This is a genomic window from Naasia sp. SYSU D00948, assembly GCF_017916515.1.
GTDB lineage: Bacteria > Actinomycetota > Actinomycetes > Actinomycetales > Microbacteriaceae > Naasia.
In genome coordinates, this window is record NZ_JAFMTA010000001.1 from 1,057,034 (window position 1) to 1,079,283 (window position 22,250).

A 22,250-nucleotide genomic window follows, 5' to 3' on the forward strand; every position below is an offset into this window, starting at 1 on the left:
GCGCAGGCGCGGAGCACCGGGAGAGCGAGCGATGCGGGTTGCTAGCGTGAGCGGATGCGATCGCCGGGGGGGAGGTGCTCGTGCTCCAGCACGAGGCGGCGGTCGGATCCGGCAATCTGGCAGCCTGGCTCGATGATCGGGGGATCCCATGGCGACTCGTCGATGCGCGCAGCGGTGAGTTCCCGGAGGGGAGCTGGAGCGCGGTCGTGGTGCTCGGCAGCGAAGCATCGGCGTACGACGACTCCCTCGACTGGCTGCGCTCGGAGAAGCGATTCCTCCGGCCGCTCGTGGAGCGGGGCGTTCCGGTGCTGGGGCTCTGCTTCGGCGCGCAGCTCCTGGCACTGCTGACGGGTGGGCAGGTGCGCCGCGCGGCGCAGACGGTCCGCGGCTGGACGGACGTCGATGCGGACGACGACGTCCTCGCCGGGCGGTGGCTGTCGTGGCACGGGGACGAGATCCTCGCCCCTCCCCGCGCCGTCGTCCGTGCTCGCAGCGCCACGTGCCTGGAGGCGTTCAGGATCGGACGGCACCTCGGCCTGCAGTACCACCCGGAGGTGACCGCGGGCATCGTCGACGGATGGAGCGCGCAGGACTTCGGGGCGGCGTCCCCCCAGGCCGTCCGCGTCCGCGTCGGCACCGAGGAGAACCTGCCGGACGCGACGGCCGGCGCGAGCCGCATCTACGACCGGTTCTTCACCGCGGCTCTGACGGCGTCAGACGGTCTGCAGCGCTAGCCGGGCGGCGAGCAGCCCGTAGCAGGACGCGAAGATGCGGCGCGTCCAGCCCGCAGCCCGGGGCCGCGCGAGGAGCCGGCGGCTCAGGGTGGAGGCGAGCAGCCCGTACCCGGAGTAGACGACCCCGACGAGGGCGAGGAACACAATGCTGAGGAGGATCACGTCGTCCCGATCCGGCATCAGGAAGCGGGGAAGGAACGCGTAGAAGAAGATCGGCAGCTTCGGATTGAGGAGGCTGAGCAGAGCCCCGTAGCCGAGGAGGCGCACGGCGGAGCGCCGCGGAGGCGTGTGCAGCTCGTACTGGCGGCGGCTGCGCCACGTGCGCACACCGAGGAACACCAGGTAGGCGACGCCCGCCCACTTCAGGACCTCGAAGGCCACGGCGTTCGACGTGATGTGCTCGTCGAGGCCGGCGCCCGCCGCCGCGAGGTACGGCGTCGCGCCGAGGACGCAGCCCGCCGCGGCCAGCACCGAGGCCCGGGCACCCTGCGTGACGCCCGTCGCCAGTACGTAGATCACGCCCGGCCCCGGCAGGAGCGCGAGGACCAGCGCGGTCAGCAGGAACTCGACCGTCACCTGTCCCCTTCCCTGTCGCCGCCGCGTCCAGAGTAGACAGGGGACGGGCGAGAGGCGGCGTCGCGTTCGCGGGGTAGCGGAGCGCCGCCGCGCCGGATATGGTCACGGGTTCCATGACCTACCACCTCGCGGGCGACTCGACCGTCGCCGCCTGCCCTGACTACGAGCAGCCCATGAGCGGATGGGGACCGCACCTCGGTCCGCTCGTCGATGCGCCTGTGCGCAATCTCGCCTTCGGTGGCGCGACGACCGAGTCGTTCCTGGCGGAGGGCGTGTGGGGGCGGCTGCTCGAGGAGGTCGCGCCCGGCGACACCGTGATCCTGCAGTTCGGGCACAACGACCAGAAGCAGCCGGAGCTGCTGGGCTCCCGAGGCGGGTACACCGACCGCCTCTCGCGGATGATCGCCGACGTGCGGGCGAGAGGCGCGACGGCGGTCCTCTGCACCTCGGTGGAGCGGCGGTACTTCGACGGCGGCACGGTCCGCCCGTCCCACGGGGACTACCCGAACGCGGTCCGCGACCTCGGGCACGCGCTCGACGTGCCGGTCATCGACCTGACCGTCTTCACGTCGTGGCTGTACGAGGAGCTGGGGGACGAGGAGTCGAAGCATCTCCTGAGCCACTTCGCGCCGGGTCGGCATCCGCACTGGCCCGACGGCCTCGAGGACAACACCCACTTCCACGAGCGCGGCGCGAAGAAGGTGGCCGCCTTCGTCGCGCGGTCGCTCCGGGCCATCGAGCGTCGCGACGGCGACCGGGAGAGCATGGGCTCGCAGTTCCTGAGCTGAGGCGCCCCGGCCGGCCGCGCGAGCCGTCGGCTCGGAAGCGCGGGCGCGAGGGTCACCGTCGCCGGGCCCGGCGAGGGACCGCCACGATGGCGAGGGCCACGCAGCCGAGCGCCGGCACGAGCAGCGGGACCAGCTGCCACGTCACCACGGCCGTGACGCCGACGGCCGCCGCCAAGTAGAGTGCACCCGCCGGGTCGCGGCTGAGCTGGCGCGGCACCCGCCGCACGGCGCCCGCCCAGCCGAGGCGCGGGCGCCAGGCACCGGCGGCGAGACACAGGGCCACCGCCACCGCGGCGAGCCCCAGCCAGCCGACCGCCATGATGACGGGCCCGCCGGGGATCGCCCCGCTCGAGGCGAGCAGCAGGTCGGCGAGGAGGATGAGCACGAGCACGAGGGTCGCGGCTCCGACACCGATCCCGCCAAGGATGCCCGCGCGCACGTCCCGCCAGAACAGGCTCAGCCGCGAGTCCTCGGCCCGGAGATACCGCCCGAGGTGCCGGACGCCTGCCGCCAGCCCCGCGGGCAGGGTCACCACGGGGAGCGCGACGACGGCGATCAGCATCCCGGTCAGGAGCACCTCGCCGAGCAGCGCGAAGGAGCCGGACGCCCCCGGGAACCGCGCCGCCGGCGTCTCGAGGCGCGAGGGCCCGCTCCCGTCGAGGTCACGGCGCCGGGCGGCCCGGAGCTCGCGTCGGTTCATCTTCCCGCCCGTCCTCGGTGGTCCGGGCGGCGCGATCAGCTGCGGCATCCGGACCACCTCCGACGATACGGCGACGTCAGCCCTTGAGGCCCTGCGTCGCGACTCCGCTCACGAGGAAGCGCTGGAACACGATGAAGAACAGGAGGATCGGCACGAGCGCGATGAACGACGCGGCGACCGTTGCGCCGTAGTCCGAGCCGGAGGTCTGATCGTTGTAGAGCCTGAGCGCGATGGGCAGCGGGTAGTTCTCCGGCGACGTCAGGTACAGCAGCGGGCCGAGGAAGTCGTTCCAGGTCCAGATGAAGGCGAAGATCGCGCTCGTGATCAGTGCCGGCTTGATGAGCGGCAGGATGATCGACAGGAAGATCCGGCCGTGGCCTGCTCCGTCGATGCGGGCGGCCTCGTCCATGTCCCGCGGGATGTTGCGGATGAACTGCACGATCAGGAAGACGAAGAACGCCTCCGTGGCGAGGAACCGCGGCAGGATCAGCGGCCAGAACGTGTCCACCAGGTCGAGCCGGTTGAACAGGATGTACTGCGGGATGATCACGACGTGGAACGGCAGGAGGAGCGTGCCGATCATCGCCGCGAAGAGGATCCCCGCGCCCTTGAACCGCACCCGGGCGAACGCGTACGCCGCGAGCGCCGAGGAGAAGAGCGTGCCGACCACCGCAGCGCCCGCCAGGAGCAGCGAGTTCGCGAAGAACCGCCACAGCGGGACGCCCGCGATGCCCTCGGCGACCTTGAAGTAGTTGTCGATGGTCGGGGCGTTCGGCAGGAGCCCGGGGTTCGAGCCGAACTCGGAGTTCGGCTTGAACGAGGCGAAGAGCAGCCAGGCCAGCGGGTAGAGGACCAGGAGGCAGAACGCGGTGAGGACCACGGCCCAGATAATCGTCTGGACCGTCTTCCGCTTGACCCGGCGCCGCCCTCCGCGCGCGCCCAGCGTCAGCGGGCCGGCGATCTCGGAGCGAGGGGTGTCCGTCGTGGTGGTCATCGGCTGTCTCCTGCGTAGTGCACCCAGCTGCGCTGGGTCCGGAAGAGGATCGCGGCGATGATCGCGACGACGATGAGCAGCACCCACGCCATGGCGGCCGCGTAGCCCATCTGCACGTCCGCGAAGCCGCGCTTGTAGAGGTAGACGGTGATGAAGTTCGTCATTCCGGCCGGGCCGCCGCTGCCGTTCGAGATGATGTACGCCGACGCGAACACCTGGAACGCGCCGATCAGCTCGAGCAGCAGGTTGAAGAAGATGACCGGCGAGAGCATCGGGATCGTGACCGCGCGGAAGCGGCGGAACGCGCCCGCGCCGTCCATCTCGGCGGCCTCGTAGAGCTCCTTGGGCACCTGCTTGAGGCCGGCGAGGAAGATCACCATCGGCGCGCCGAACTGCCAGACCGCGAGCAGGATCATCATGGGCAGGACGAGGGCGACGTTGCCCACCCAGCCGCCGAGGTTGATGCCGAAGAGGCTGAGCCCGTTGTCGACGGGCCCGTCGTTCGCGAACATCGCCCGCCAGACGATCGCCACGGAGACGGAGGCGCCGATCAGGGACGGCGCGTAGAAGGCGGAGCGGAAGAAGGCGGACCCGCGGTCGCGGTAGTTCAGCAGCATCGCCACGCCGAGGGCGGCCGCGAGCTTGATCGGGGTGCCGACGAGCACGTAGATCAGCGTGATCTGCGCCGACTGCATGAACTGCGGATCCTCCGTGAACATGCGGACGTAGTTGTCCAGCCCGGTCCATCGGGGGTCGCTGAAGAGGTTGTACCTGGTGAAGGACAGGTAGAGGGAGTAGATCATCGGGCCGAGCGTCAGCCCGAAGAAACCGATCAGCCAGGGGATGAGGAAGGTGTACCCGGTGACGCTCTCGCGTACGGTGCGGGCGCGCAGGCCGGGCCGGTTCGAATCGGCGGAGCGTCGGGGCGACGGGCGTCCCGCGCCGGCGTCAGCGACCGCTGTCGTCGTAGTCGTGCTCACTGCTGTCTCCGGCATCGTCGTCTGGAGCTTCGGTCTGCGGTGGGGTCCGGGCCCGGGCGCGAGGCCCGGGCCCGGAGAGGGACTACTGGTTCAGGACCACGTCCATCTCGTTGAAGAACTGGTCGACAGCCTCGTCCACCGTGATGGTGCCGAACCCGAGCTCCTGGCCGATCTGACGGAACTTCTCCTCCAGCGTGCCGTAGCCGACGACCGGCACGGGCGGAGCCTCGCCGAGGCGGTCCTCGATGGAGGCCTCGTAGTCGGCGATCTGCTGGCTGATCGGGTCGAGCTCCGCCGCCTCGAGCGCGGTCTCCGACGCCGGGATGCCCCGGTTGCTACCGAAGATCTCGCCCGACCGAGGCGAGTTGATGAGGAAGTTGACCAACGTCGCCGCAGCCTCGGGGTGCTCGGTCTCGGCCGAGATCGAGTGCAGCATGGAGGCCTTCAGGTAGAGGTCCTTGGCGCCCTCCTCCGTCACCGGCGGCTCCACGAGTCCGAGCTCGGTGTACTCCGCGCCCAGGTTGCCCAGGTAGCCCGAGCCGAAGTTGTCCCAGGTGAGCTCGCTCGCCGCGATGGCGGTGTCGAAGCCCGACAGCGGGTAGACCTCCTCGAGGCGCTGCTGCGGGACGGTGATGCCCTCACGCATCTCGGAGCCCGACTCCCAGTACTCGGCGAGGTCCTCCTCGGTGAAGTTGGGCTCGCCGTCCTCGGTGAACAGGTCCTGCCCGTTGGCGCGCTGCTGGATCTCGAAGCTCTGGATGCGGCCCGTGTAGTCGGTCCCGCCCCACAGCTGCACACCCGCCGCAGCCGCCGCGTCGGTGACCTCCTTCATCCAGTCCTGGTAGTCCTCCCAGTCCCCGCCCTGGAAGTCCTCGACGCCGACCTGCTCGAGCAGCTTCGGGTTCGTGTACATGCCCCAGGCGTTGGTCGAGGTCGGGATGCCGGTGGTCTGGCCGTCCACCACACCGGTGCCCACGATCTCCTCGGAGAGCGGCTCGGTGTCGATGATGTTGCCGAGGTAGGGCTCGAGGTCGAGCAGCAGCCCGTTCTGGGAGTACTGGCGCAGGTAGTTCATGTCCATCGCCATGACGTCGGGAAGACCGCCGCCGGCCGCCTCGGTCTGGCGCTTCTCCCAGTACTCGGGGAAGCCGAGGAACGAGGAGTTCACCGTGATGTTCGGGTACTCCTCGTTGAAGGCCGCGATGACCTCCTCGTAGAGACCCGCGCGGATGTCGTTGCCCCAGAAGGTCATGGTGAGCGTGACCTTCTCGTCCGGGTCGAAGGTGGCCGCCGGCTCGGCGGCGCCACCGCCGCCTCCTCCCGAGCACGCGCTGAGCGCGAGAACCGCGCTCCCGATCAGGGCGCCTGCGCCGAGGGCGCGCCCCTTAAGGAATCTGAACATCGTTGTCCTCCCGGAACGTCATCGTCTTCTTGGTGCCTGAGGGGCCGAAGCACTTCGGGAAAGCGCTTCCCGGGGAACGGTACAGAATCGCGCCACCTAGGTCAACACGATCGGGAAAACGATTACCCGACGCTCCGAGCGCGTCTTCCGCCCCTCTTCGCCCGCCCGGCGAGGGGGTCTCGGCGATCGACAGCACCGGGAGCACGAGGCAACATGAGCGGAGGCGGACGCCGCGATTCGAAACGGCGGGAGGGACCGATTCCCGTGCATTCCTCCGGGGGCATACGGTGGCGGCGACTCGACGCGCCGGGGTGGGAAGAGGCGCGCCTGGAGCGGGCGCCCGACGGCTGGCGACTCTGGGGCGAGCTCGAGTTCGAGGAGGAGGGCGTCCCGACTCGGCTCACCTACCGGATCCTCTGCGACAGACGCTGGCGGACACGATCAGCAGCGGCGACGGGCGAGGTCGGCGGCCGGCCGGTCGAGCTGGCGCTGACCGCGGACGGGCGCGGAAGGTGGCTGCGGAGCGGCCGCTCGATCCCCGAGGTGGCCGGCGCGCTCGACGTCGATCTGAGCGCCACCCCGTCGACGAACACGCTCGCCATCCGGCGTCTCGGCCTGCGAGTCGGAGAGTCGGCGCCCGCTCGCGCGGCCTGGTTCCGCCTTCCCGAGCGTCGGCTGGAGCCGCTCGAGCAGACATACAGCCGTGAGGGCGAGCACCTCTACCGGTTCGACGCCGTCGTGGACGGTCAGCTCTTCTCGGCGCACCTCGACACCGACGCCCGGGGATGGGTGGTCCGCTACGAGGGCCTGTGGGAGGCGGAGGAGCGCCAGGACGGACCCCCGGTGTCGCTCGACCACCTCTGACGGCGCTCCATCCGCACCCGATCGACGGCGAGCAGCGCGTTGCACGACTGCCGACGCCGCTCGTCCGCCGCAGCAGGCAACCGGATCTTTGAGTCGGGGGCGAGGGGCAGGACGTGGAGGGTGACGGCACGGCCCTGCTGAACACCGACGTCCTTCGCGTCGATCGACCAGCACGAGCCGTCCCAGAACCGGTCGCTGACCGCGACTCCGTCGACGCGGAGCTCCGCCACATCCCCGGCCCACTCGATGTGGATGCTCACGTCCCCCGATCCGTCCAGCGCCCACGGCGGAAGCTCGAGCTCGTACACGGCGGCCCGGGTCTCGACGGCGGAATCGGTCGGAGCCGACTGGCGCCCGTCGTGGAAGCCGTAGTCGGACGGCACGGTGCCCGCCGGACGCCGCTGCACGGGGAGGACCTCAGCCGCCAGAGGGGCCGCCGTCAGCGGGCGAAGCTCCACCGGCCGGAACTCCCGCGTGTCGACGTCGTAGCGCTGCACGTCGGGCTCTCCCGTCACCGAGACGCCGAGCACGGCGCTCTCGCCCCACGTGAGCGCGTCAGGCGACAGGAGGAGTTCGCGCTCGCCTCCTGCCTCGGAGCCCTCGCGCACCCAGGCGTGCGATCCGTCCTCGGCGGAGAGGACGAGGACGTCCACCGCTCCGCGCGGTGCCCGGACCCGGACCGCGGAGCGCCCCGGGGTGATGCCGTACGTCTCCCATGATCCCGAGCGTCCCGTGCGGCCGGCGCCGACCGCCCCCGCTTCGGGCGGCACCGCGAGCTCCACGGGCACCCCCGGCTGCGCCACGAGGACCAGCGTCGGCACAGGACCGCCAAGGAGCGTGAGAGCCGACGCGGTGACCCACCCGATGCGCACCCCGCCGACCGTGAGCCCGATCGGCCAGGACGCGAGGGTGCCGGGCGGGACGTCCACGGGCCGGGAGGGGAGCAGGAGCTCCTCCTCGCCCAGCTGCACTCGGAACCGAGCCGCCTCGTAGGTATCGAGCGGCTCGTGCGGCTGGCGCCAGGCGAGGAAGAGGAACCCGCCCTGCGGGGAGGCGCGCAGCGCCCACCGCAGGGTCGACCGGTCGGCGACTCCGCTCGGGCGCACGTCGGGGAGGCTCGACGGCAGGTCGGCGAGCATCGGCCCGAAGGCCGCCAGGAAGGCGTGCTGGCGGCGCAGCTCGGCGTAGCTTCCGGCGAGGAGACCGGCCTCGCCGATGGGTGCGTGGAAGTCGTAGCTGAGGGCGACGATGTCGTTCGGGTATCCCGTCGCCTGGGACTCCTGCAGGCCGCGGGCCGGGTTCGTCCCCCCGGCGTACATGTAGTAGCCCTGCCAGGCGGAGCCGTTCCCGATCTTGCAGCGCCACGGTCGCGATGTCGAGGGGCGCCGGGAGGGGCCGGCGGTGGTAGGCCGTCGCCATGCCGCCGCCGAGCTCGCACGTCGCGGGCGGGAAGAGGTCCGCTCCCGCTCTCTCGGCGGTCGCGGCGAAGTCCTTCCGCTGGCCGACGTCGGCGCCGATCCCCGGGTCGTCCCACGTCTCGGAGAAGAAGAAGTGCTCCCGGAAGGTCCGATGCCATCGCGCATCGGCGTCCACCCAGAAGCCGTCGCCGTAGCCGCCGAAGAGCGGGAACACCTCCTCCGGCGGGAGCGCGGCGTTCCCCCACCCCGTCGCGGTCCAGAGCGGCGCCGTCATCCCCAGCTCCCGGGCCAGCCTCTTGAGCGTGATCAGGTGCCCCGACTGGTCGTACAGCTCGTTCTCCAGCTGGATCGCGAGGACCTTCTCCGGAACGCACCGGCCGTCCAGGGCCGCCGCCAGCTGCGTCCACCACTCGCGCACCAGGTCGAGGTAGCCGCGGTCGTCGGTGCGGTGCGCGACCGGCGCCGACTGGACGCAGTCGGGGAACCCGCCGTTGCGCATCTCCGCGTGGACCCACGGCCCGATGCGGAGCACGACGTCGAGCCCGGTCTCGCCGCAGAGGTCCACGAAGGCCGCGAGGTCGAGGTTGCCGTCGAAGCGCGGCCGGCCGCGCTCGGGCACGTGGTGCAGCCACGGCACGTAGGACGAGACGACGGTGATGCCGCCCGCCCGCGCCTGCCGGACGCGCTCGGCCCAGCGGTGACGCGGAATGCGGCTGTAGTGGATCTCCCCCGACACCGGGATCCACGGGACGCCGTTCCGCCACAGTGAGCGGCTGGTCAGCTCCAGGCCGGGCCGGACGTCCTCCCGGTTGGCCATGGCCGGCCGCCGCTCGTCGACCGGCCAGGACGACGCCCGGGCCCTCAGGGCGGGTGCCGCCGCGGTCCCGGGCTTCGTGCTCATCGTCCCCCTCGGATCGCAGACTCGGCTCGGCTGCCGGATCCGCTCTCGACACTATCGATCCGCCGTGCGGGCTCCCACGGCGCCTCGTCGCCCGCGGTCCTGTCGGGAACGGGGGCCGGGATCCAGACTGGTCGGGTGAGCGGGACCGGTAGCCCCTGGGTGCTTCACGTCGACCTCGACCAGTTCATCGCGGCCGTCGAGGTGCTCCGGCGCCCGGAGCTGGCGGGCCGGCCCGTGATCGTGGGCGGACGCGGGGATCCGGCGGAGCGCGCGGTGGTGTCGACGGCGTCCTACGAGGCGCGCGCCTACGGGGTCGGCTCCGGCATGCCGCTGCGTCTCGCCGCCCGCAAGGTGCCCGACGCGGTGATCCTGCCTGTGGACGCCGAGACGTATACGGCCGCCTCGGCGGAGGTCATGGCCACGCTGCGAGCTCAGCCGGGCGCGACCGTGCAGGTGCTCGGCTGGGACGAGGCGTTCGTCGGCGTGCGCACGGAGGACCCGGAGGCGTACGCCCGCGGGCTGCAGGAGGCCGTGCTCGAGCGGACCCGGCTCCACTGCAGCGTCGGCATCGGGGACACTCTCGTCCGGGCCAAGGTCGCGACCGGGTTCGGGAAGCCGGGCGGCGTGTTCCGGCTCACCGCCGCGAACTGGCTGGAGGTCATGGGACACCGGCCGACGAAGGACCTGTGGGGCGTCGGCTCCGCCGTCTCGCGGCGCCTCGCGACGCACGGCATCCTGACCGTCGCGGAGCTCGCAGCGGCCGATCCGGCCGTTCTCGCCGGGGAGTTCGGGCCGCGCATGGGCCCGTGGTACGGCCAGCTCGGACGCGGCGAGGGGGCCCGGGCCGTCGACGACACCCCCTGGGTGGCGCGCGGCCACAGCCGCGAGACGACGTTCCAGCAGAACCTGACCGAGCCCGCGCAGGTCGACGCGGCGCTCGCGGAACTCGTGGCGCGCGTCATGGAGGACGTCGCCGCAGAGGGGCGGCCCGTCATCAGCCTCACGCTCAAGGTGCGCTACGCGCCGTTTCTGACGAAGACGTTCGTCAAGAAGATCCCCGAGACCACCGACCCGGAGGTCGTGCTCGCCCGCGCGCGTGAGCTCGCCGGACGGATGGAGCCCGGGCGATCCATCCGCCTTCTGGGGTTCCGGGCCGAGATGACGATGCCGGACGATGCCCGTGAGGGGCACACTCCCACCCGCAGCGGCTGGTGAGGGTGATCGGGGCCCGACGCGGATCCCGCTCGGGGACTCGGCGAGGCGGCCCGGCCCCGGACATCCGAACTGTCCGGGAACTGTTCGAGCCCCTGTCCGTGGTGCCGGCGGCGGAGCAGCGGCAGATTCTCGGCATGCCCGACGGGCAGCTCGATGAATCGCAGAAAGGCAGTTCGATGAATAAGCACGTTCCCGCTCGACGAGGCCTTCACGGCATCGCGCAGCGGCATCCCATCGCCACGCTCAGCGTGGCCGGCGTGGGCATCGCCTACGCGTTCGCGTCCGTCTGGGGTCTCGCGTACCACGGCTGGATCTCGGGGGAGATCATCGAGGGGCTCGGGATCCACCCGCAGCAGGTGACCGCCGGCGTCATGATGCTCGCCCTGTTCCCGACCGCGGTCTACGTGACCTGGGCGAGCCGCGGCCGCGACGGAGTGCGCGACCTGTTCCGGCGGATGCTGAGGTGGCGCGTCAACCCCGGCTGGTGGATCACCGCCCTCGTCGCGCTCCCCCTGCTGACCGCCGGGATCGCGGTGCTCGCCGGGGACACTCTCCAGCCGGTCGACCTTCCCAGCACGTTCGTGACCCAGCTCCTGCTGCTCGCCGAGACGTTCCTCCTCATCAACGTCTTCGAGGAGGCGGTCTGGGCGGGGGTGTTCCAGAGCACGCTCGAGCGACGGCACAACCTGTTCGCCGTCGCAGCCCTCTCCGCCGTGCCGTTCGCCCTGGTGCACCTGCCCCTCGAGTTCTTCATGGGCGTCGAGGTGACCCTGCTCGGACTCGCGGTGGCGTTCGCGATCTACTTCGTGTTCGGCATCCTCGTGCGGTCGATGTACGGGACCTTCCTCCGCGCGACCGGCGACAGCATCCTCCTGGTGGGGCTGCTGCACGCGGTGTTCAACCGCACGACGGGCAGCGACGGGATCGTCGCGGCCTTCGTGGAGGGCGACGTGCGAATGCTGGCGCAGCCGATCGCGGTCGTGCTGCTCACCGTGACGATCGCGATCGTGTTCCGCGGGCGGATGACCAAGGAGCACCGCCGCCTCCTCGATGCTCAGCAGGTGGAGGAGCGGACCACCGCTCCGGACCTTGTGTCCGCGGCCCGCTGACGGCCCCGCGGCGACGCCGTCCGGATCCCCACGAAAGAATCCCGAGGACGCCGCTCCGGGCGATGCCGGCTCCCCCAGCCGGATACGAGGAACGCCGCCGGGCTGCCGGCGGCGTTCTCTCCGTCCGGGTGTCGTCGTGGACGGACGCCCCAGTAGGGTCGGGTCCAGACCGACGAAGGTGGGAGACGGCATGCGCTGGGAGGAGCTCACGGGCGACGCGTTCGTGACGGCAGTGGAGCGAAGCGAGGGCGTCTGCCTGGTGCCGCTGTCCGTGGTCGAGCGGCACGGCCACCATCTCCCGCTCGGCACCGACACCTTCATCGGCCGGGCCGTCGTCACTCGGGCAGCGGCGATCGAGCCGGCGGTCGTCTTCCCGGATCACATCTACACCCAGATCCCGGAGGCCCGGCACCTTCCGGGAACGATCGCGATCGACCCCGAGCTCATGGTGCAGCTTCTCGACAACGTCTGCCGCGAGATCGCCCGCAACGGCTTCCCGAAGATCGTGCTCGTCAACGCGCACGGCGGCAACGCGGGGCTCGTGAGCCTGTTCAACATGCTGCAGCTGTACCGCCCGCGGGACTACGTCGTGTACCTCGTCCAGCCCTTCATGGAGATCTTCGGCGGAGGGGTCGACCTGCCGTGGGCGCCCGAGAGCGACGGCCACGCGGGCCCCAGCGAGACGAGCATCATCCTCCGCGAGCGACCCGACCTCGTGCATATGGACCAGGTGCCCGAGGACGATGAGGGTGCCGCGAGGGGGCGCCTGCGCGACCTCCGGGCCGCGGGCGTCCAGACCGGCATCTGGTGGTACGCCGACCATCCCACCCACTACCAGGGCGACGCCGCGCCGGCGACGGCCGACGCGGGCGAGAGGCTGCTCGACCTCATGGCGCAGGCGGTCGTGCGGGCGGTGCGCGCGATCAAGGCGGACGACGAGTCGCGGCGGCTGCAGGACGAGTTCTTCGAGGGGTCCCGGGCGCCGCTTCGCGGAGAGTAGAGGGCGCCTGAGAACGGCGCGGGAGGGACTCCTGTGAGCGCTGAGCCGACCACGGGGGTGCGACACCGCCCCTCGGCACTCCAACAAGAAATGCCGCCGGGATCCGACGCCGTTTCTGATCGGCTCCCGTTCGCGACCCGGGCGAAGGGTGGCGCAGCGAGCTCCATGTGGCGTTAGCGGTGAACTTGAACCTAATCAGAGCCGCAAGAGCACAGGCCCGAGAGCCCGGATGCGCAAGATTACGCGGTACGACACTGCTCCAAGTTCACGCTTATAGGCCATGGATCGTGGGTAGTTGTGGGGGATCTGCGGGGCGCGGCTACCGTGCCTTCTGATGGTCGTCCTGCAGATAGTGCTCCTCGTCGCCGGATTCGTACTCGTCGTGTGGGGTGCCGTTCGCGCCTACCGCCGCAGTCCCAGAGTGATCGACAACCGGGATGGAACGCTCAACCTGGAGAACATGGAGGGTGGCGACCCGAAAGCCCTCGTCCTCGCGATCGTCGGAGCGATCCTCGGACTCGTCGGCGGACTCCTCGGGCTCTGGGCCTGACGTTGGGGGGTCACCGTCTGCGAGTAGTCGTTGAGGTACCGCAGCGGGAACGGGCCCGTGCGGCGGCGTACACCCTGTAGCGGTCCTCCACCTCGGTGAAGGCCTTCCCGGGGACAGGCTTCACGCGTTGTCGGGAATCGAGCTTGCGGGGCGGGAGGCTCCAGACAGGGCTGAAGCCCCTCGCACCGCGGAATCACGCGGAGCTGAGGGGCTTCAGTGTGGCGGTAGCGGTGGGATTTGAACCCACGGTGGAGTTGCCCCCACACATGTTTTCGAGACATGCTCCTTAGGCCGCTCGGACACGCTACCGCCGTCGAGTGTACGCGACCGGCGGAGTCGGTCGCGAACCGCCCCCTCCCCGCGACCGCGCCCAGCCGTAGCCGCCCGACCTCCGCGTCCCTTCGGGGACGTGTCGCCGGCCCCGCTTAGGGTGAGCGCATGCCCAAGGCCTCCTCCGCGTCGACCACTCTCGCGTACCGCTGCACCGAGTGCGGATGGCGGGCGGCCAAGTGGGTCGGCCGCTGCTCGGAGTGCCAGCAGTGGGGCACCGTCCAGGAGGCGATGGAGCGCACCGGAGCGCTGCGGTCGCTGCAGCCCGTGGCGGTCGCCCCCGAGCGGCGCGCCCGGTCCATCTCCGACGTCACGACGGCCGACGCGCGCCATCGGCCGTGCGGGATCGCCGAGTTCGACCGCGTCCTCGGCGGCGGACTCGTCCCCGGCGCGGCGATCCTCCTCTCCGGCGAGCCCGGGGTCGGCAAGTCCACGCTTCTCCTCGAGGTCGCATCCCGGGCCGCGGCGACCGGGGCACGGGTCCTGTACGTGACGGCGGAGGAGTCCGTCGGGCAGGTCCGGGTGCGCGCGGAGCGGACGGGCGCCCTGCAGCGCGAGCTGTACCTGGCGGCGGAGACCGACCTCGCATCCGTCCTCGGTCAGATCGAGGACGTCGACCCGCAGCTGCTCATCGTCGACTCGGTGCAGACGGTGTCGAGCTCGGAGGCCGACGGCATTGCGGGCGGCCCCGCGCAGGTGCGGGAGGTCGCGTCGACCCTGATCCGCGTGGCCAAAGAGCGCAACCTGCCGCTCCTGCTCGTCGGCCACGTCACGAAGGACGGGTCGATCGCTGGGCCGCGACTGCTCGAGCACCTCGTGGACGTCGTCTGCACCTTCGAGGGCGACCGGCAGACGGCGCTGCGCTTCGTGCGCGCCCTCAAGAACCGCTTCGGTCCGACCGACGAGGTCGGCTGCTTCGAGATGAACGGGGTCGGCCTCGCGGAGGTGCCGGATCCCAGTGCGCTCTTCCTCAGCCGGAACCCTGTGCCGGTGAGCGGCACGTGCACCACCGTCGCCATGGAGGGGCGTCGTGCCCTCCCCGTCGAGGTGCAGGCGCTCGTCGTCCCGACGTCCGCACCGCAGCCGCGGCGGGTCACGAACGGGGTCGACTCGAGCCGCGTCGCCATGCTGCTCGCCGTCCTCGAACGGCGGGCAGGGGTCAAGCTCGGGCAGGCCGACGTCTACGTCTCGACCGTGGGCGGCGTCCGTCTCACGGAGCCCGCCGCCGACCTCGCCATCGCTCTCGCCGTCGCGAGCGCCGCGGCCGACTCCCCCATCCGGAACGACGTGGTGGCCGTGGGCGAGATCAGCCTCGCCGGCGAGATCCGGCCCGTCTCGTCGGCGAAGCAGCGCGAGTCCGAGGCGGAGCGAATGGGCTTCAGCGTCCTCATCGACGACGCGATGCGCTCGGCCCAGGCGGCGGTCCACTACGCGCTGACCGCGGCGAAGGAAGCGCCGCCGCGGCACGGCGGCCTCACCGCGCTGCGCTGAGCCGAGCGGGCGGCCGTGTCCCGGCCGCTCGTCGAGCTAGCCGAGGATGAACTGCGCGCTCTCGGCCGACTCGAAGCCGCCCACGCTGACGCTCAGGTGGTACGAGGCGCCGTCCGCCCCGACCGTGGGCCGGTCCGCCTCGCCACAGGTCTCCGGGCTCGACCGCTGACGCTCCCAGGAGAACGGCGACGAGGAGGCCGGGGTGCCCGGCGCGAGCGTCACCGGCTGGTCGACCGCGCCGGTCTGGCAGTCCGTCGACGTCCAGATCGTGTCGCTGCCGCTCGTGATCGTGAACACCTGAGCGGTGGTGCCCACGTTGAGCGTGCAGGGCGCCGCGCCGACGTTGGCGATCGTGAACGAGAGCTGCGGCAGCTCCTCGGTGCCGTAGGTCGTCTTGTCCGTCACCGCCGTCACCGAAACCTGACCCGGCGCACACGCCGCGATCGCGCTCGGGTCCGCCGCAGCGGTGGGGGTGGGGGTGGCCGCCGGAGCGGCGGACGGCTCTGCGGCGGCCGTGGAATCGGGAGAGGGAGAGGGGTCCGCGGGGGCTGCGTTCGCCCCCGGCCGGACCACGATGAGGACGACGACCGCGATGGCGGCGATCAGGCCGAGCAGCACGAGAATCCGCCGGCGCCAGTACACGGAGGCGGGCTGCGGGCCTACCGGGTTCCGGAAGGACATGCGGTCAGGTTAGACACGGCCGCCGCCCGGACCCGGCATTCTGCCGGAGAGTCCCCGGTTCAGAGGTGCTTGACCATCCGCGTGTTGCCCAGGGTGTTCGGCTTGACCCGGGCGAGATCGAGCGCCTCGGCCACGCCCTCGTCCGCGGAGCGCACGAGTTCCGCGTAGATGTCCGGGCTGACGAGGCTCTCGCTGATCGCCGAGAAGCCGTGCCGGCCGAAGAAGTCGACCTCGAACGTGAGGCAGAACAGGCGGGAGAGGCCCAGCTCGCGCGCCTTCTCCTCGAGGCGCTCGAGGATCGCATGGCCGACGCCCCTGCGCAGGTGGCCCGGAGCGACGGCCAGCGTGCGGACCTCGCCGAGGTCGTCCCACATCACGTGCAGGGCGCCGCAGCCGATGAGACCGCCGTCCTCGTCGACCGCGACCACGAACTCCTGCACCGCCTCGTAGAACGCGACCAGCTCCTTGCCGAGGAGGATGCGCTGCTGCACGAGCGGCTCGACGAGGGCGAAGATCTGCGGCACGTCACCCGTCCGCGCGGGGCGCACGGAGAAGGAGGCGGTCACCGGCTCATTCTCCCGGTCGGCGCCCGCGGCCGGAAATCCCTGGCGGGAGAGCGGCGAGTGCCGCGGTCCGTCCCGGAGGATGGAGGAGGACGCGCCGCCGAGCCGAAAGCTGCACGTTCGCGCCCCCCCGACCGGACCGATCCGAGGACGACGATGCCCTACGACCTCCGTCACGTTCCCTTCTCGGCAGCGGGCTCCTACCTCGCGCTGTCCTACCTGTCCGGGCACGACCAGGTGTCCAGCACGGTCTCCCTCCGCACGGTGCGCGGAGGTGTGCAGCACCGCGAGCTGCTCGAGCTGCATCCGCTCGTGGCCGGAGCGGAGGCGTCCGCAGAGGCGGAGTTCACGCCCGAGCGGCTCCGCCTGCGTGCGGGCGAGGGCGACATCGAGGTCCGCTTCGCCGATCCGTCCGTCCTCCGGCTCGCCGCGTCCGGGGTCGGCCTCCTGCTCAGCGCGAGGGCGCCGAGCCCGTACGACACGCTCGTGCAGGTGTCAAACAAGGAGTGGCGCTATCTCCACTTCGCCTCGGGCACGACCCTCCTCCTGCGCGTCGTGGCGGGAGCGGCGCGATCCGAGTCCACCTGGGACGGACTGCGCAGTCCCCTCGTCCGGATCGTGGCCGATCCCGGCACCGTGGTGGAGGTCGAGGAGCTGCGCAACGAGCCGGAGCTTCCGGAGCGCTCCGACGGCGGCCCGGACGGTGTCCCGGGATTCCCCGAGTGGCTCGAGGGCGCGCCGCCCGCACCGTCACACCTGGCCGAGGCGCGCGAGCTCGCCGCGTACGTGACCTGGTCGTCCCTGGTGGGGCGCTCCGGTCACCTGCGGCGGCCATCCATGTACATGTCCAAGAACTGGATGGTGAACGTGTGGAGCTGGGACCACTGCTTCAACGCGCTCGCGCTGCGCGACCGCCTGGTGCTCGCGCGGGACCAGCTCCTCACGATCTTCGACCACCAGAGCAGGCACGGGAACCTCCCCGACTCGATCAACGACGGGACGCGCACCTACACCTTCACGAAGCCGCCGGTGCACGGATGGGCCCTGCTGCGGCTTCTCGAGCGCGGGTCAGTGGGCGAGAGCTGGCTGCGCGAGGCCTACCCGCCGCTCGCCTCGTGGACCGAATGGTGGCTGCGCGAGCGCGTCGCGCCGGGTCGCCGCCTGCCGCACTACTACCACGGCAACGATTCGGGCTGGGACAACAGCACCGTCTTCGCCGCGGGGGTGCCGGTCGAGTCCCCCGAGCTCGCGGCCTTCCTCGTCCTGCAGACGGAGGCACTTGCGATCGTCGCGGGAAAGCTCGGCGACGACGAGGCGGCCCGGCGGTGGACGGAGACCTCGAGCGGGCTGCAGGCCGCGCTGCTCGACGAGCTGTGGACGGGGGACCGCTTCCTGGCCCGCAGCGCGCTCACCGGCGAGGCGGTCCCGTCGGAGTCGCTCCAGCTGCTCCTGCCGCTCGTGCTCGGCCGCCGGCTGCCCCGCGAGGTGTTCGGGGCGGCGGTCGAGCGCCTGCGGACGGGCGGCTTCCTCACCGAGCACGGACCGGCGACCGAGGCCGTCTCGAGCCCGCTCTACGAGCCGGACGGCTACTGGCGCGGGCCGATCTGGGCGCCGTCGACCCTCCTGCTCGTGGACGGGCTGCGCGACGGCGGCGAGCTCGAGCTGGCGCGGGGCATCGCCGAGGGCTTCTGTGCGATGGTGGCCGAGTCCGGGATGGCCGAGAACTTCGACGCGGTGACCGGAGCGGGCCTGCGCGACCGCGCGTACTCGTGGACCGCGAGCGTGTTCCTGGTGCTCGCGTCCGACTACCTGCTGCCGCCGGTCAGCGACTGAGGGTGGTGCCGGGCGTCACCTTGTACACGGCCTTGTAGGCGCGCGAGAAGGCGCTCGGATCGGCGAAGCCCCAGCGCAGCGCGATCTCGCGAACCGTGCTGCCGCGCCGCGAGACGAGGTCGGCGTGCGCGGCATCCAGCCGCACCCGGCGCAGGTGCTCGGCGGGCGTCCGCCCCTCGGGCGAGTGCGCCTGGAAGGCGCGGAGCAGGCTGCGCGTGGGAACCCCCGCCGCCTGGGCGGCGTCGTCGATCGTGACCGGCAGCGAGGCGTGGTCCTCGAGGAACCGCACCCCGCGGTGGTAGGCGTTCGTCTGCGCCATGACGGTCCGGAACCGCCGCTCCTGGTCGCCCATCAGAGCGAAGGACTCGAGGGTCGCGACCGCCATGCTGCGGAACAGGGACGCGCGCATCATCGGATGCTCAGCCGCTCCCTCGGCGACGAGCTTCCAGGTGATCTCCTGAGCCTTGGTCCAGAACGCCGCCAGCTGCGGCGAGAGGGGCCGCGGGCCCGCGAACTGCACGCGGAACTCGTCGTCGCCGTACAGGGTGCGGGCGGTGTCCTCCAGCCGGGCGCGGTCGATCGTGGCGACCTGGAGCGCGGCGTCCTCCATGACGACGGTCGCCGACCCAGGGTTGTTCGGGAGGACGGGGCCTGGGGCGAGGGCGATGCGGTCGGTCTGGTCCCCGCCCGCGTTCCGGTAGTCGTAGCGCAGCCGGCCGGAGGTGGTCCACACCACGGTCACCGCGTCCTCCTCGCCGACTCCGGCGAGGACGGTCCCCCCGATCGACAGCGACGCCAGGCGGAGGCCCGGGAAGCCGTACGCCTCGTGGGTGTAGGCCAGCGGCTCCTCCGCGTCGGGCGCGAGCATCGCGACCGTGGGTCGGACGCTGCGCATGGCGGCGTTGGCGGAGGCGAGGTCGTCGGCCTGGAACAGCGCGTACTTGGTCGCGGCGGGTGGCATGCCTCCCCCTTTCTCAGCTGGTCGGTCCCTAGGCGGACCGGCCAACAATACCTAGTGAGCGATCGGCATCCGAGGGCTGGACCCGGGGAAGCGCTGGGAATCTGAAGACGACGAAGCGGGACCGGCCGGGGCCGATCCCGCTTCGCTGCGGAGGGAGAGTCCTACTCGCCCGTCGTGAGCTCCGCCTTGGCGGCGCCCGCCACGGCCATCTCGCCGCGCTTGCCGGTCGTGAAGACGAACTGCCCGTCCGCGAAGTCCACCTGGACGTGGTCGCCCGAGGTGAGCTCGCCGTGCAGGATCTTCTCGCTCAGCCGGTCCTCGATCTCGTGCTGGACGGCGCGGCGCAGGGGCCGGGCGCCCAGGGCGGGGTCGAAGCCGAGCTTGATGAGCTGGCGCTTGGCGGCCTCGCTGAGCTCGACCGTCATGTCGCGGTCGAGCATGCGGACGCCGAGACGCTTGATGAAGAGGTCCACGATCTGCAGGAGCTCGTCCTGGGTCAGCTGCGGGAACACGATCATCTCGTCGACGCGGTTGAGGAACTCCGGCTTGAAGTGCTTCTTGAGCTCCTCGGTCACCTTCGCCCGCATCCGGTCGTAGCCGGTCTGCGTGTCGCCCTCCATCACGAAGCCGACCGGGCCACCGGCGATGTCCTTCGTGCCGAGGTTGGTCGTCATGATGATGACGGTGTTCTTGAAGTCGACGACGCGGCCCTGACCGTCGGTCAGGCGTCCCTCCTCCAGGATCTGGAGGAGCGAGTTGAAGATGTCCGGGTGCGCCTTCTCGATCTCGTCGAAGAGCACGACGCTGAACGGCTTGCGGCGCACCTTCTCGGTGAGCTGGCCGCCCTCCTCGAAGCCGACGAACCCGGGAGGGGCACCGAACAGCCGCGAGACGGTGTGCTTCTCGCCGTACTCGCTCATGTCGAGGGAGATCAGCGCGTTCTCGTCGTCGAAGAGGAACTCCGCGAGCGCCTTCGCGAGCTCGGTCTTTCCGACACCCGTGGGCCCGGCGAAGATGAACGAGCCGGACGGACGCTTCGGGTCCTTCAGGCCGGCGCGCGTGCGGCGGATCGTCTTGGCGAGGACCGAGATGGCCTCCTCCTGGCCGATGACGCGCTCGTGCAGCGCCTTCTCCATGAAGATGAGCCGCGAGCTCTCCTCCTCGGTGAGCTTGAACACCGGGATGCCGGTCGCCTGCGCGAGCACCTCGGCGATCAGCCCCTCGTCCACCTCGGCGTGCGTCGCGATGTCGCCCGACTTCCACTTCTTCTCGAGGCGCAGGCGCTCGGCGAGGAGCTGCTTCTCCTCGTCGCGCAGGCCGGCGGCCTTCTCGAAGTCCTGGTCCTCGATCGCGGTCTCCTTCGCGGCGCGGACGACGGCGATCTTGTCGTCGAACTCGCGCAGCTCCGGCGGCGCCGACAGGATCGACAGGCGCAGGCGGGCGCCCGCCTCGTCGATCAGGTCGATGGCCTTGTCCGGCAGGAAGCGGTCCTGGATGTAGCGGTCCGCGAGGTTCGCCGCGGCGACGATGGCGCCGTCGGTGATCGACACCTTGTGGTGCGCCTCGTAGCGGTCGCGGAGGCCCTTGAGGATGTTGATCGCGTGCGGCAGCGACGGCTCGTTCACCTGGATCGGCTGGAACCGGCGCTCGAGCGCGGCGTCCTTCTCGAAGTGCTTGCGGTACTCGTCGAGCGTCGTGGCGCCGATGGTCTGCAGCTCGCCGCGCGCGAGGAGCGGCTTGAGGATGCTCGCCGCGTCGATCGCGCCCTCGGCGGCACCCGCGCCGACGAGCGTGTGGATCTCGTCGATGAAGGTGATGATGTCGCCGCGGGTGCGGATCTCTTTGGTGACCTTCTTGAGGCGCTCCTCGAAGTCGCCGCGGTAGCGGGAGCCGGCGATGAGCGAGCCGAGGTCGAGCGTGTAGAGCTGCTTGTCCTTCAGCGTCTCCGGGACGTCGCCGCGCACGATTGCCTGGGCGAGGCCCTCGACGACCGCGGTCTTGCCGACGCCCGGCTCACCGATGAGCACCGGGTTGTTCTTGGAGCGGCGGGACAGGATCTGCATTACCCGCTCGATCTCCTTCTCGCGCCCGATGACCGGGTCGAGCTTGCCCTCGCGCGCGGCCTGGGTGAGGTTGCGGCCGAACTGGTCGAGGACCTGCGAGCCCTGCTGGGCGGCCTGCTGGTTCTCGCCCCCTACGGCGATCGCCTCCTTGCCCTGGTAGCCGGAGAGCAGCTGGATGACCTGCTGGCGGACGCGGTTGAGGTCCGCGCCGAGCTTGACGAGCACCTGGGCGGCGACGCCCTCGCCCTCGCGGATGAGGCCGAGCAGGATGTGCTCGGTGCCGATGTAGTTGTGGCCGAGCTGGAGCGCCTCGCGGAGGCTCAGCTCCAGCACCTTCTTCGCCCGCGGCGTGAACGGGATGTGCCCCGTCGGCTGCTGCTGGCCCTGGCCGATGATGTCCTGGACCTGCTCGCGCACCGCGTCGAGCGAGATGCCCAGCGACTCGAGAGCCTTCGCCGCGACGCCCTCACCCTCGTGGATGAGGCCGAGCAGGATGTGCTCGGTGCCGATGTAGTTGTGGTTCAGCATCTTGGCCTCTTCCTGGGCCAAGACGACGACACGGCGGGCTCGATCGGTGAATCTCTCGAACATGTCACTCTCCCCCGACGCCGTGCAGGGGGACGGCGTCGATACAGCAAGGTTAACGACGGGGATCACCGGATCATCCGCTGTTCGCTGGCGGCGTGACCCCTTGTCGGCCCCGTTTCTCCGTGGAGCGCCGGATCAGGACGAGGGGGACCGGGAGGCGAGGCGGGCGCGCTCCTGCGCCTCGATCTTCGCCTGCGCCTTCCGCTCGTGGCGGTCGATGCGGATGATCGACCAGAGGATGAACCAGAAGATCAAACCGACGACGATGGTCGGCACGATGCCCCAGATGGCTCCCCAGACGCTGTCCATGACCCGATCAGGATACGCCCCGGAAGCAGGGGGAATGCCGGGTGCGGGGTCTACCGGCCGCTGAGGATCCCGATGATCCCGGTCACCAGCAGGTAGGCGCCGAAGCCGCCCACGACGAGCCACACCGCGATGCGGGTCATCGACGGGCCCTCGGGCTTGTCCTTGTCGCGGAACGGATCCTTCGGCAGCTGGTTCACGGG

21 protein-coding genes, 1 tRNA gene and 1 pseudogene are annotated in these 22,250 nt (G+C 71.1%); 9 read left to right on the forward strand and 14 right to left on the reverse strand.

The genetic code is table 11. From position 1 onward, the window contains the following. Positions 1-80 precede the first annotated feature (80 nt). Complete coding sequence (locus tag J3P30_RS04985; protein WP_210479858.1) at positions 81-734, forward strand: type 1 glutamine amidotransferase; 654 nt, start codon at positions 81-83, stop codon at positions 732-734. Here J3P30_RS04985 and J3P30_RS04990 read toward each other — a convergent pair. Beyond that, positions 714-1,310 carry a LysE family translocator gene (locus J3P30_RS04990; protein WP_210479859.1) on the reverse strand — a complete coding sequence of 199 codons (597 nt, stop codon included), beginning with the start codon at positions 1,308-1,310 and terminating at the stop codon, positions 714-716. The genes J3P30_RS04985 and J3P30_RS04990 overlap by 21 nt on opposite strands. A 113-nt stretch (positions 1,311-1,423) precedes the next feature. Between J3P30_RS04990 and J3P30_RS04995 the strand changes: the two genes are divergently transcribed. Continuing rightward, positions 1,424-2,098 carry a rhamnogalacturonan acetylesterase gene (locus tag J3P30_RS04995; RefSeq protein ID WP_210479860.1) on the forward strand — a complete coding sequence of 225 codons (675 nt, stop codon included), beginning with the start codon at positions 1,424-1,426 and terminating at the stop codon, positions 2,096-2,098. Positions 2,099-2,150: 52 nt separating this feature from the next. Here the strand turns inward: J3P30_RS04995 and J3P30_RS05000 are convergent, their stop codons facing one another. From J3P30_RS05000 to J3P30_RS05015, 4 genes are all read right to left on the reverse strand, one after another. Then, the gene (locus J3P30_RS05000; RefSeq protein WP_210479861.1) at positions 2,151-2,798 is read right to left on the reverse strand and encodes a hypothetical protein; all 648 of its coding nucleotides are present in this window, start codon (positions 2,796-2,798) and stop codon (positions 2,151-2,153) included. 76 nt (positions 2,799-2,874) lie between these two features. After that, a complete protein-coding gene (locus J3P30_RS05005; RefSeq protein WP_210479862.1) occupies positions 2,875-3,792 on the reverse strand; it encodes a carbohydrate ABC transporter permease in 918 nt (305 codons plus the stop codon). Continuing rightward, the gene (locus J3P30_RS05010; protein ID WP_210479863.1) at positions 3,789-4,787 is read right to left on the reverse strand and encodes a carbohydrate ABC transporter permease; all 999 of its coding nucleotides are present in this window, start codon (positions 4,785-4,787) and stop codon (positions 3,789-3,791) included. The genes J3P30_RS05005 and J3P30_RS05010 overlap by 4 nt, the downstream gene beginning before the upstream one ends. A 67-nt stretch (positions 4,788-4,854) precedes the next feature. After that, a complete protein-coding gene (locus J3P30_RS05015; RefSeq protein ID WP_210479864.1) occupies positions 4,855-6,174 on the reverse strand; it encodes an ABC transporter substrate-binding protein in 1,320 nt (439 codons plus the stop codon). A gap of 264 nt (positions 6,175-6,438) precedes the next feature. On the opposite strand from J3P30_RS05015, the gene J3P30_RS05020 reads away from it, so the two are divergent. Beyond that, positions 6,439-7,038 carry a putative glycolipid-binding domain-containing protein gene (locus tag J3P30_RS05020; protein ID WP_210479865.1) on the forward strand — a complete coding sequence of 200 codons (600 nt, stop codon included), beginning with the start codon at positions 6,439-6,441 and terminating at the stop codon, positions 7,036-7,038. On the opposite strand, the gene J3P30_RS15075 is transcribed toward J3P30_RS05020, so the two are convergent. Then, complete coding sequence (locus J3P30_RS15075; protein ID WP_246852709.1) at positions 6,972-8,357, reverse strand: beta-galactosidase; 1,386 nt, start codon at positions 8,355-8,357, stop codon at positions 6,972-6,974. The genes J3P30_RS05020 and J3P30_RS15075 overlap by 67 nt on opposite strands. A gap of 484 nt (positions 8,358-8,841) precedes the next feature. Continuing rightward, positions 8,842-9,357 (reverse strand): annotated as a pseudogene (locus tag J3P30_RS15080) (beta-galactosidase); the annotation flags it as partial. 159 nt (positions 9,358-9,516) lie between these two features. Here J3P30_RS15080 and J3P30_RS05030 point away from each other — a divergent pair. The 4 genes from J3P30_RS05030 (at position 9,517) to J3P30_RS05045 (ending at position 13,231) form a co-directional block, all read left to right on the forward strand. Continuing rightward, the gene (locus tag J3P30_RS05030) at positions 9,517-10,572 is read left to right on the forward strand and encodes a DNA polymerase IV (RefSeq protein ID WP_210481871.1); all 1,056 of its coding nucleotides are present in this window, start codon (positions 9,517-9,519) and stop codon (positions 10,570-10,572) included. A 176-nt stretch (positions 10,573-10,748) separates the two neighbouring features. Further along, positions 10,749-11,681, forward strand: coding sequence for a CPBP family intramembrane glutamic endopeptidase (locus J3P30_RS05035; RefSeq protein ID WP_210479866.1), 933 nt, complete (start codon positions 10,749-10,751; stop codon positions 11,679-11,681). Positions 11,682-11,871: 190 nt separating this feature from the next. Beyond that, positions 11,872-12,681, forward strand: a complete 810-nt coding sequence (locus J3P30_RS05040; RefSeq protein ID WP_210479867.1) for a creatininase family protein — start codon at positions 11,872-11,874, stop codon at positions 12,679-12,681. Positions 12,682-13,015: 334 nt separating this feature from the next. After that, a complete protein-coding gene (locus tag J3P30_RS05045; protein ID WP_210479868.1) occupies positions 13,016-13,231 on the forward strand; it encodes a hypothetical protein in 216 nt (71 codons plus the stop codon). A 219-nt stretch (positions 13,232-13,450) separates the two neighbouring features. Here J3P30_RS05045 and J3P30_RS05050 read toward each other — a convergent pair. Further along, a tRNA-Ser gene (locus J3P30_RS05050) sits at positions 13,451-13,540 on the reverse strand. A 129-nt stretch (positions 13,541-13,669) separates the two neighbouring features. On the opposite strand from J3P30_RS05050, the gene radA reads away from it, so the two are divergent. Continuing rightward, on the forward strand, positions 13,670-15,052 hold the full coding sequence (gene radA, locus J3P30_RS05055; RefSeq protein ID WP_210479869.1) for a DNA repair protein RadA: 1,383 nt from the start codon (positions 13,670-13,672) through the stop codon (positions 15,050-15,052). Positions 15,053-15,088: 36 nt separating this feature from the next. On the opposite strand, the gene J3P30_RS05060 is transcribed toward radA, so the two are convergent. Together J3P30_RS05060 and J3P30_RS15085 are read right to left on the reverse strand one after the other, a co-directional pair. Beyond that, positions 15,089-15,733 carry a hypothetical protein gene (locus tag J3P30_RS05060; protein WP_210479870.1) on the reverse strand — a complete coding sequence of 215 codons (645 nt, stop codon included), beginning with the start codon at positions 15,731-15,733 and terminating at the stop codon, positions 15,089-15,091. Positions 15,734-15,792: 59 nt separating this feature from the next. After that, positions 15,793-16,299, reverse strand: a complete 507-nt coding sequence (locus tag J3P30_RS15085; protein WP_307807400.1) for an amino-acid N-acetyltransferase — start codon at positions 16,297-16,299, stop codon at positions 15,793-15,795. Between the two features lie 153 nt (positions 16,300-16,452). On the opposite strand from J3P30_RS15085, the gene J3P30_RS05070 reads away from it, so the two are divergent. Continuing rightward, positions 16,453-18,129 carry an amylo-alpha-1,6-glucosidase gene (locus tag J3P30_RS05070; protein WP_246852710.1) on the forward strand — a complete coding sequence of 559 codons (1,677 nt, stop codon included), beginning with the start codon at positions 16,453-16,455 and terminating at the stop codon, positions 18,127-18,129. Here the strand turns inward: J3P30_RS05070 and J3P30_RS05075 are convergent. The 4 genes from J3P30_RS05075 to J3P30_RS05090 all read right to left on the reverse strand — a co-directional run bounded on the left by J3P30_RS05075 (position 18,119) and on the right by J3P30_RS05090 (position 22,247). Further along, positions 18,119-19,090, reverse strand: a complete 972-nt coding sequence (locus tag J3P30_RS05075; RefSeq protein ID WP_210479873.1) for a helix-turn-helix transcriptional regulator — start codon at positions 19,088-19,090, stop codon at positions 18,119-18,121. The genes J3P30_RS05070 and J3P30_RS05075 overlap by 11 nt on opposite strands. A gap of 161 nt (positions 19,091-19,251) precedes the next feature. After that, positions 19,252-21,744 carry an ATP-dependent Clp protease ATP-binding subunit gene (locus J3P30_RS05080; protein WP_210479874.1) on the reverse strand — a complete coding sequence of 831 codons (2,493 nt, stop codon included), beginning with the start codon at positions 21,742-21,744 and terminating at the stop codon, positions 19,252-19,254. Positions 21,745-21,876: 132 nt separating this feature from the next. Then, the gene (locus tag J3P30_RS05085; protein WP_210479875.1) at positions 21,877-22,050 is read right to left on the reverse strand and encodes a hypothetical protein; all 174 of its coding nucleotides are present in this window, start codon (positions 22,048-22,050) and stop codon (positions 21,877-21,879) included. Positions 22,051-22,100: 50 nt separating this feature from the next. After that, on the reverse strand, positions 22,101-22,247 hold the full coding sequence (locus tag J3P30_RS05090; RefSeq protein ID WP_210479876.1) for a hypothetical protein: 147 nt from the start codon (positions 22,245-22,247) through the stop codon (positions 22,101-22,103). Positions 22,248-22,250: the final 3 nt, after the last annotated feature.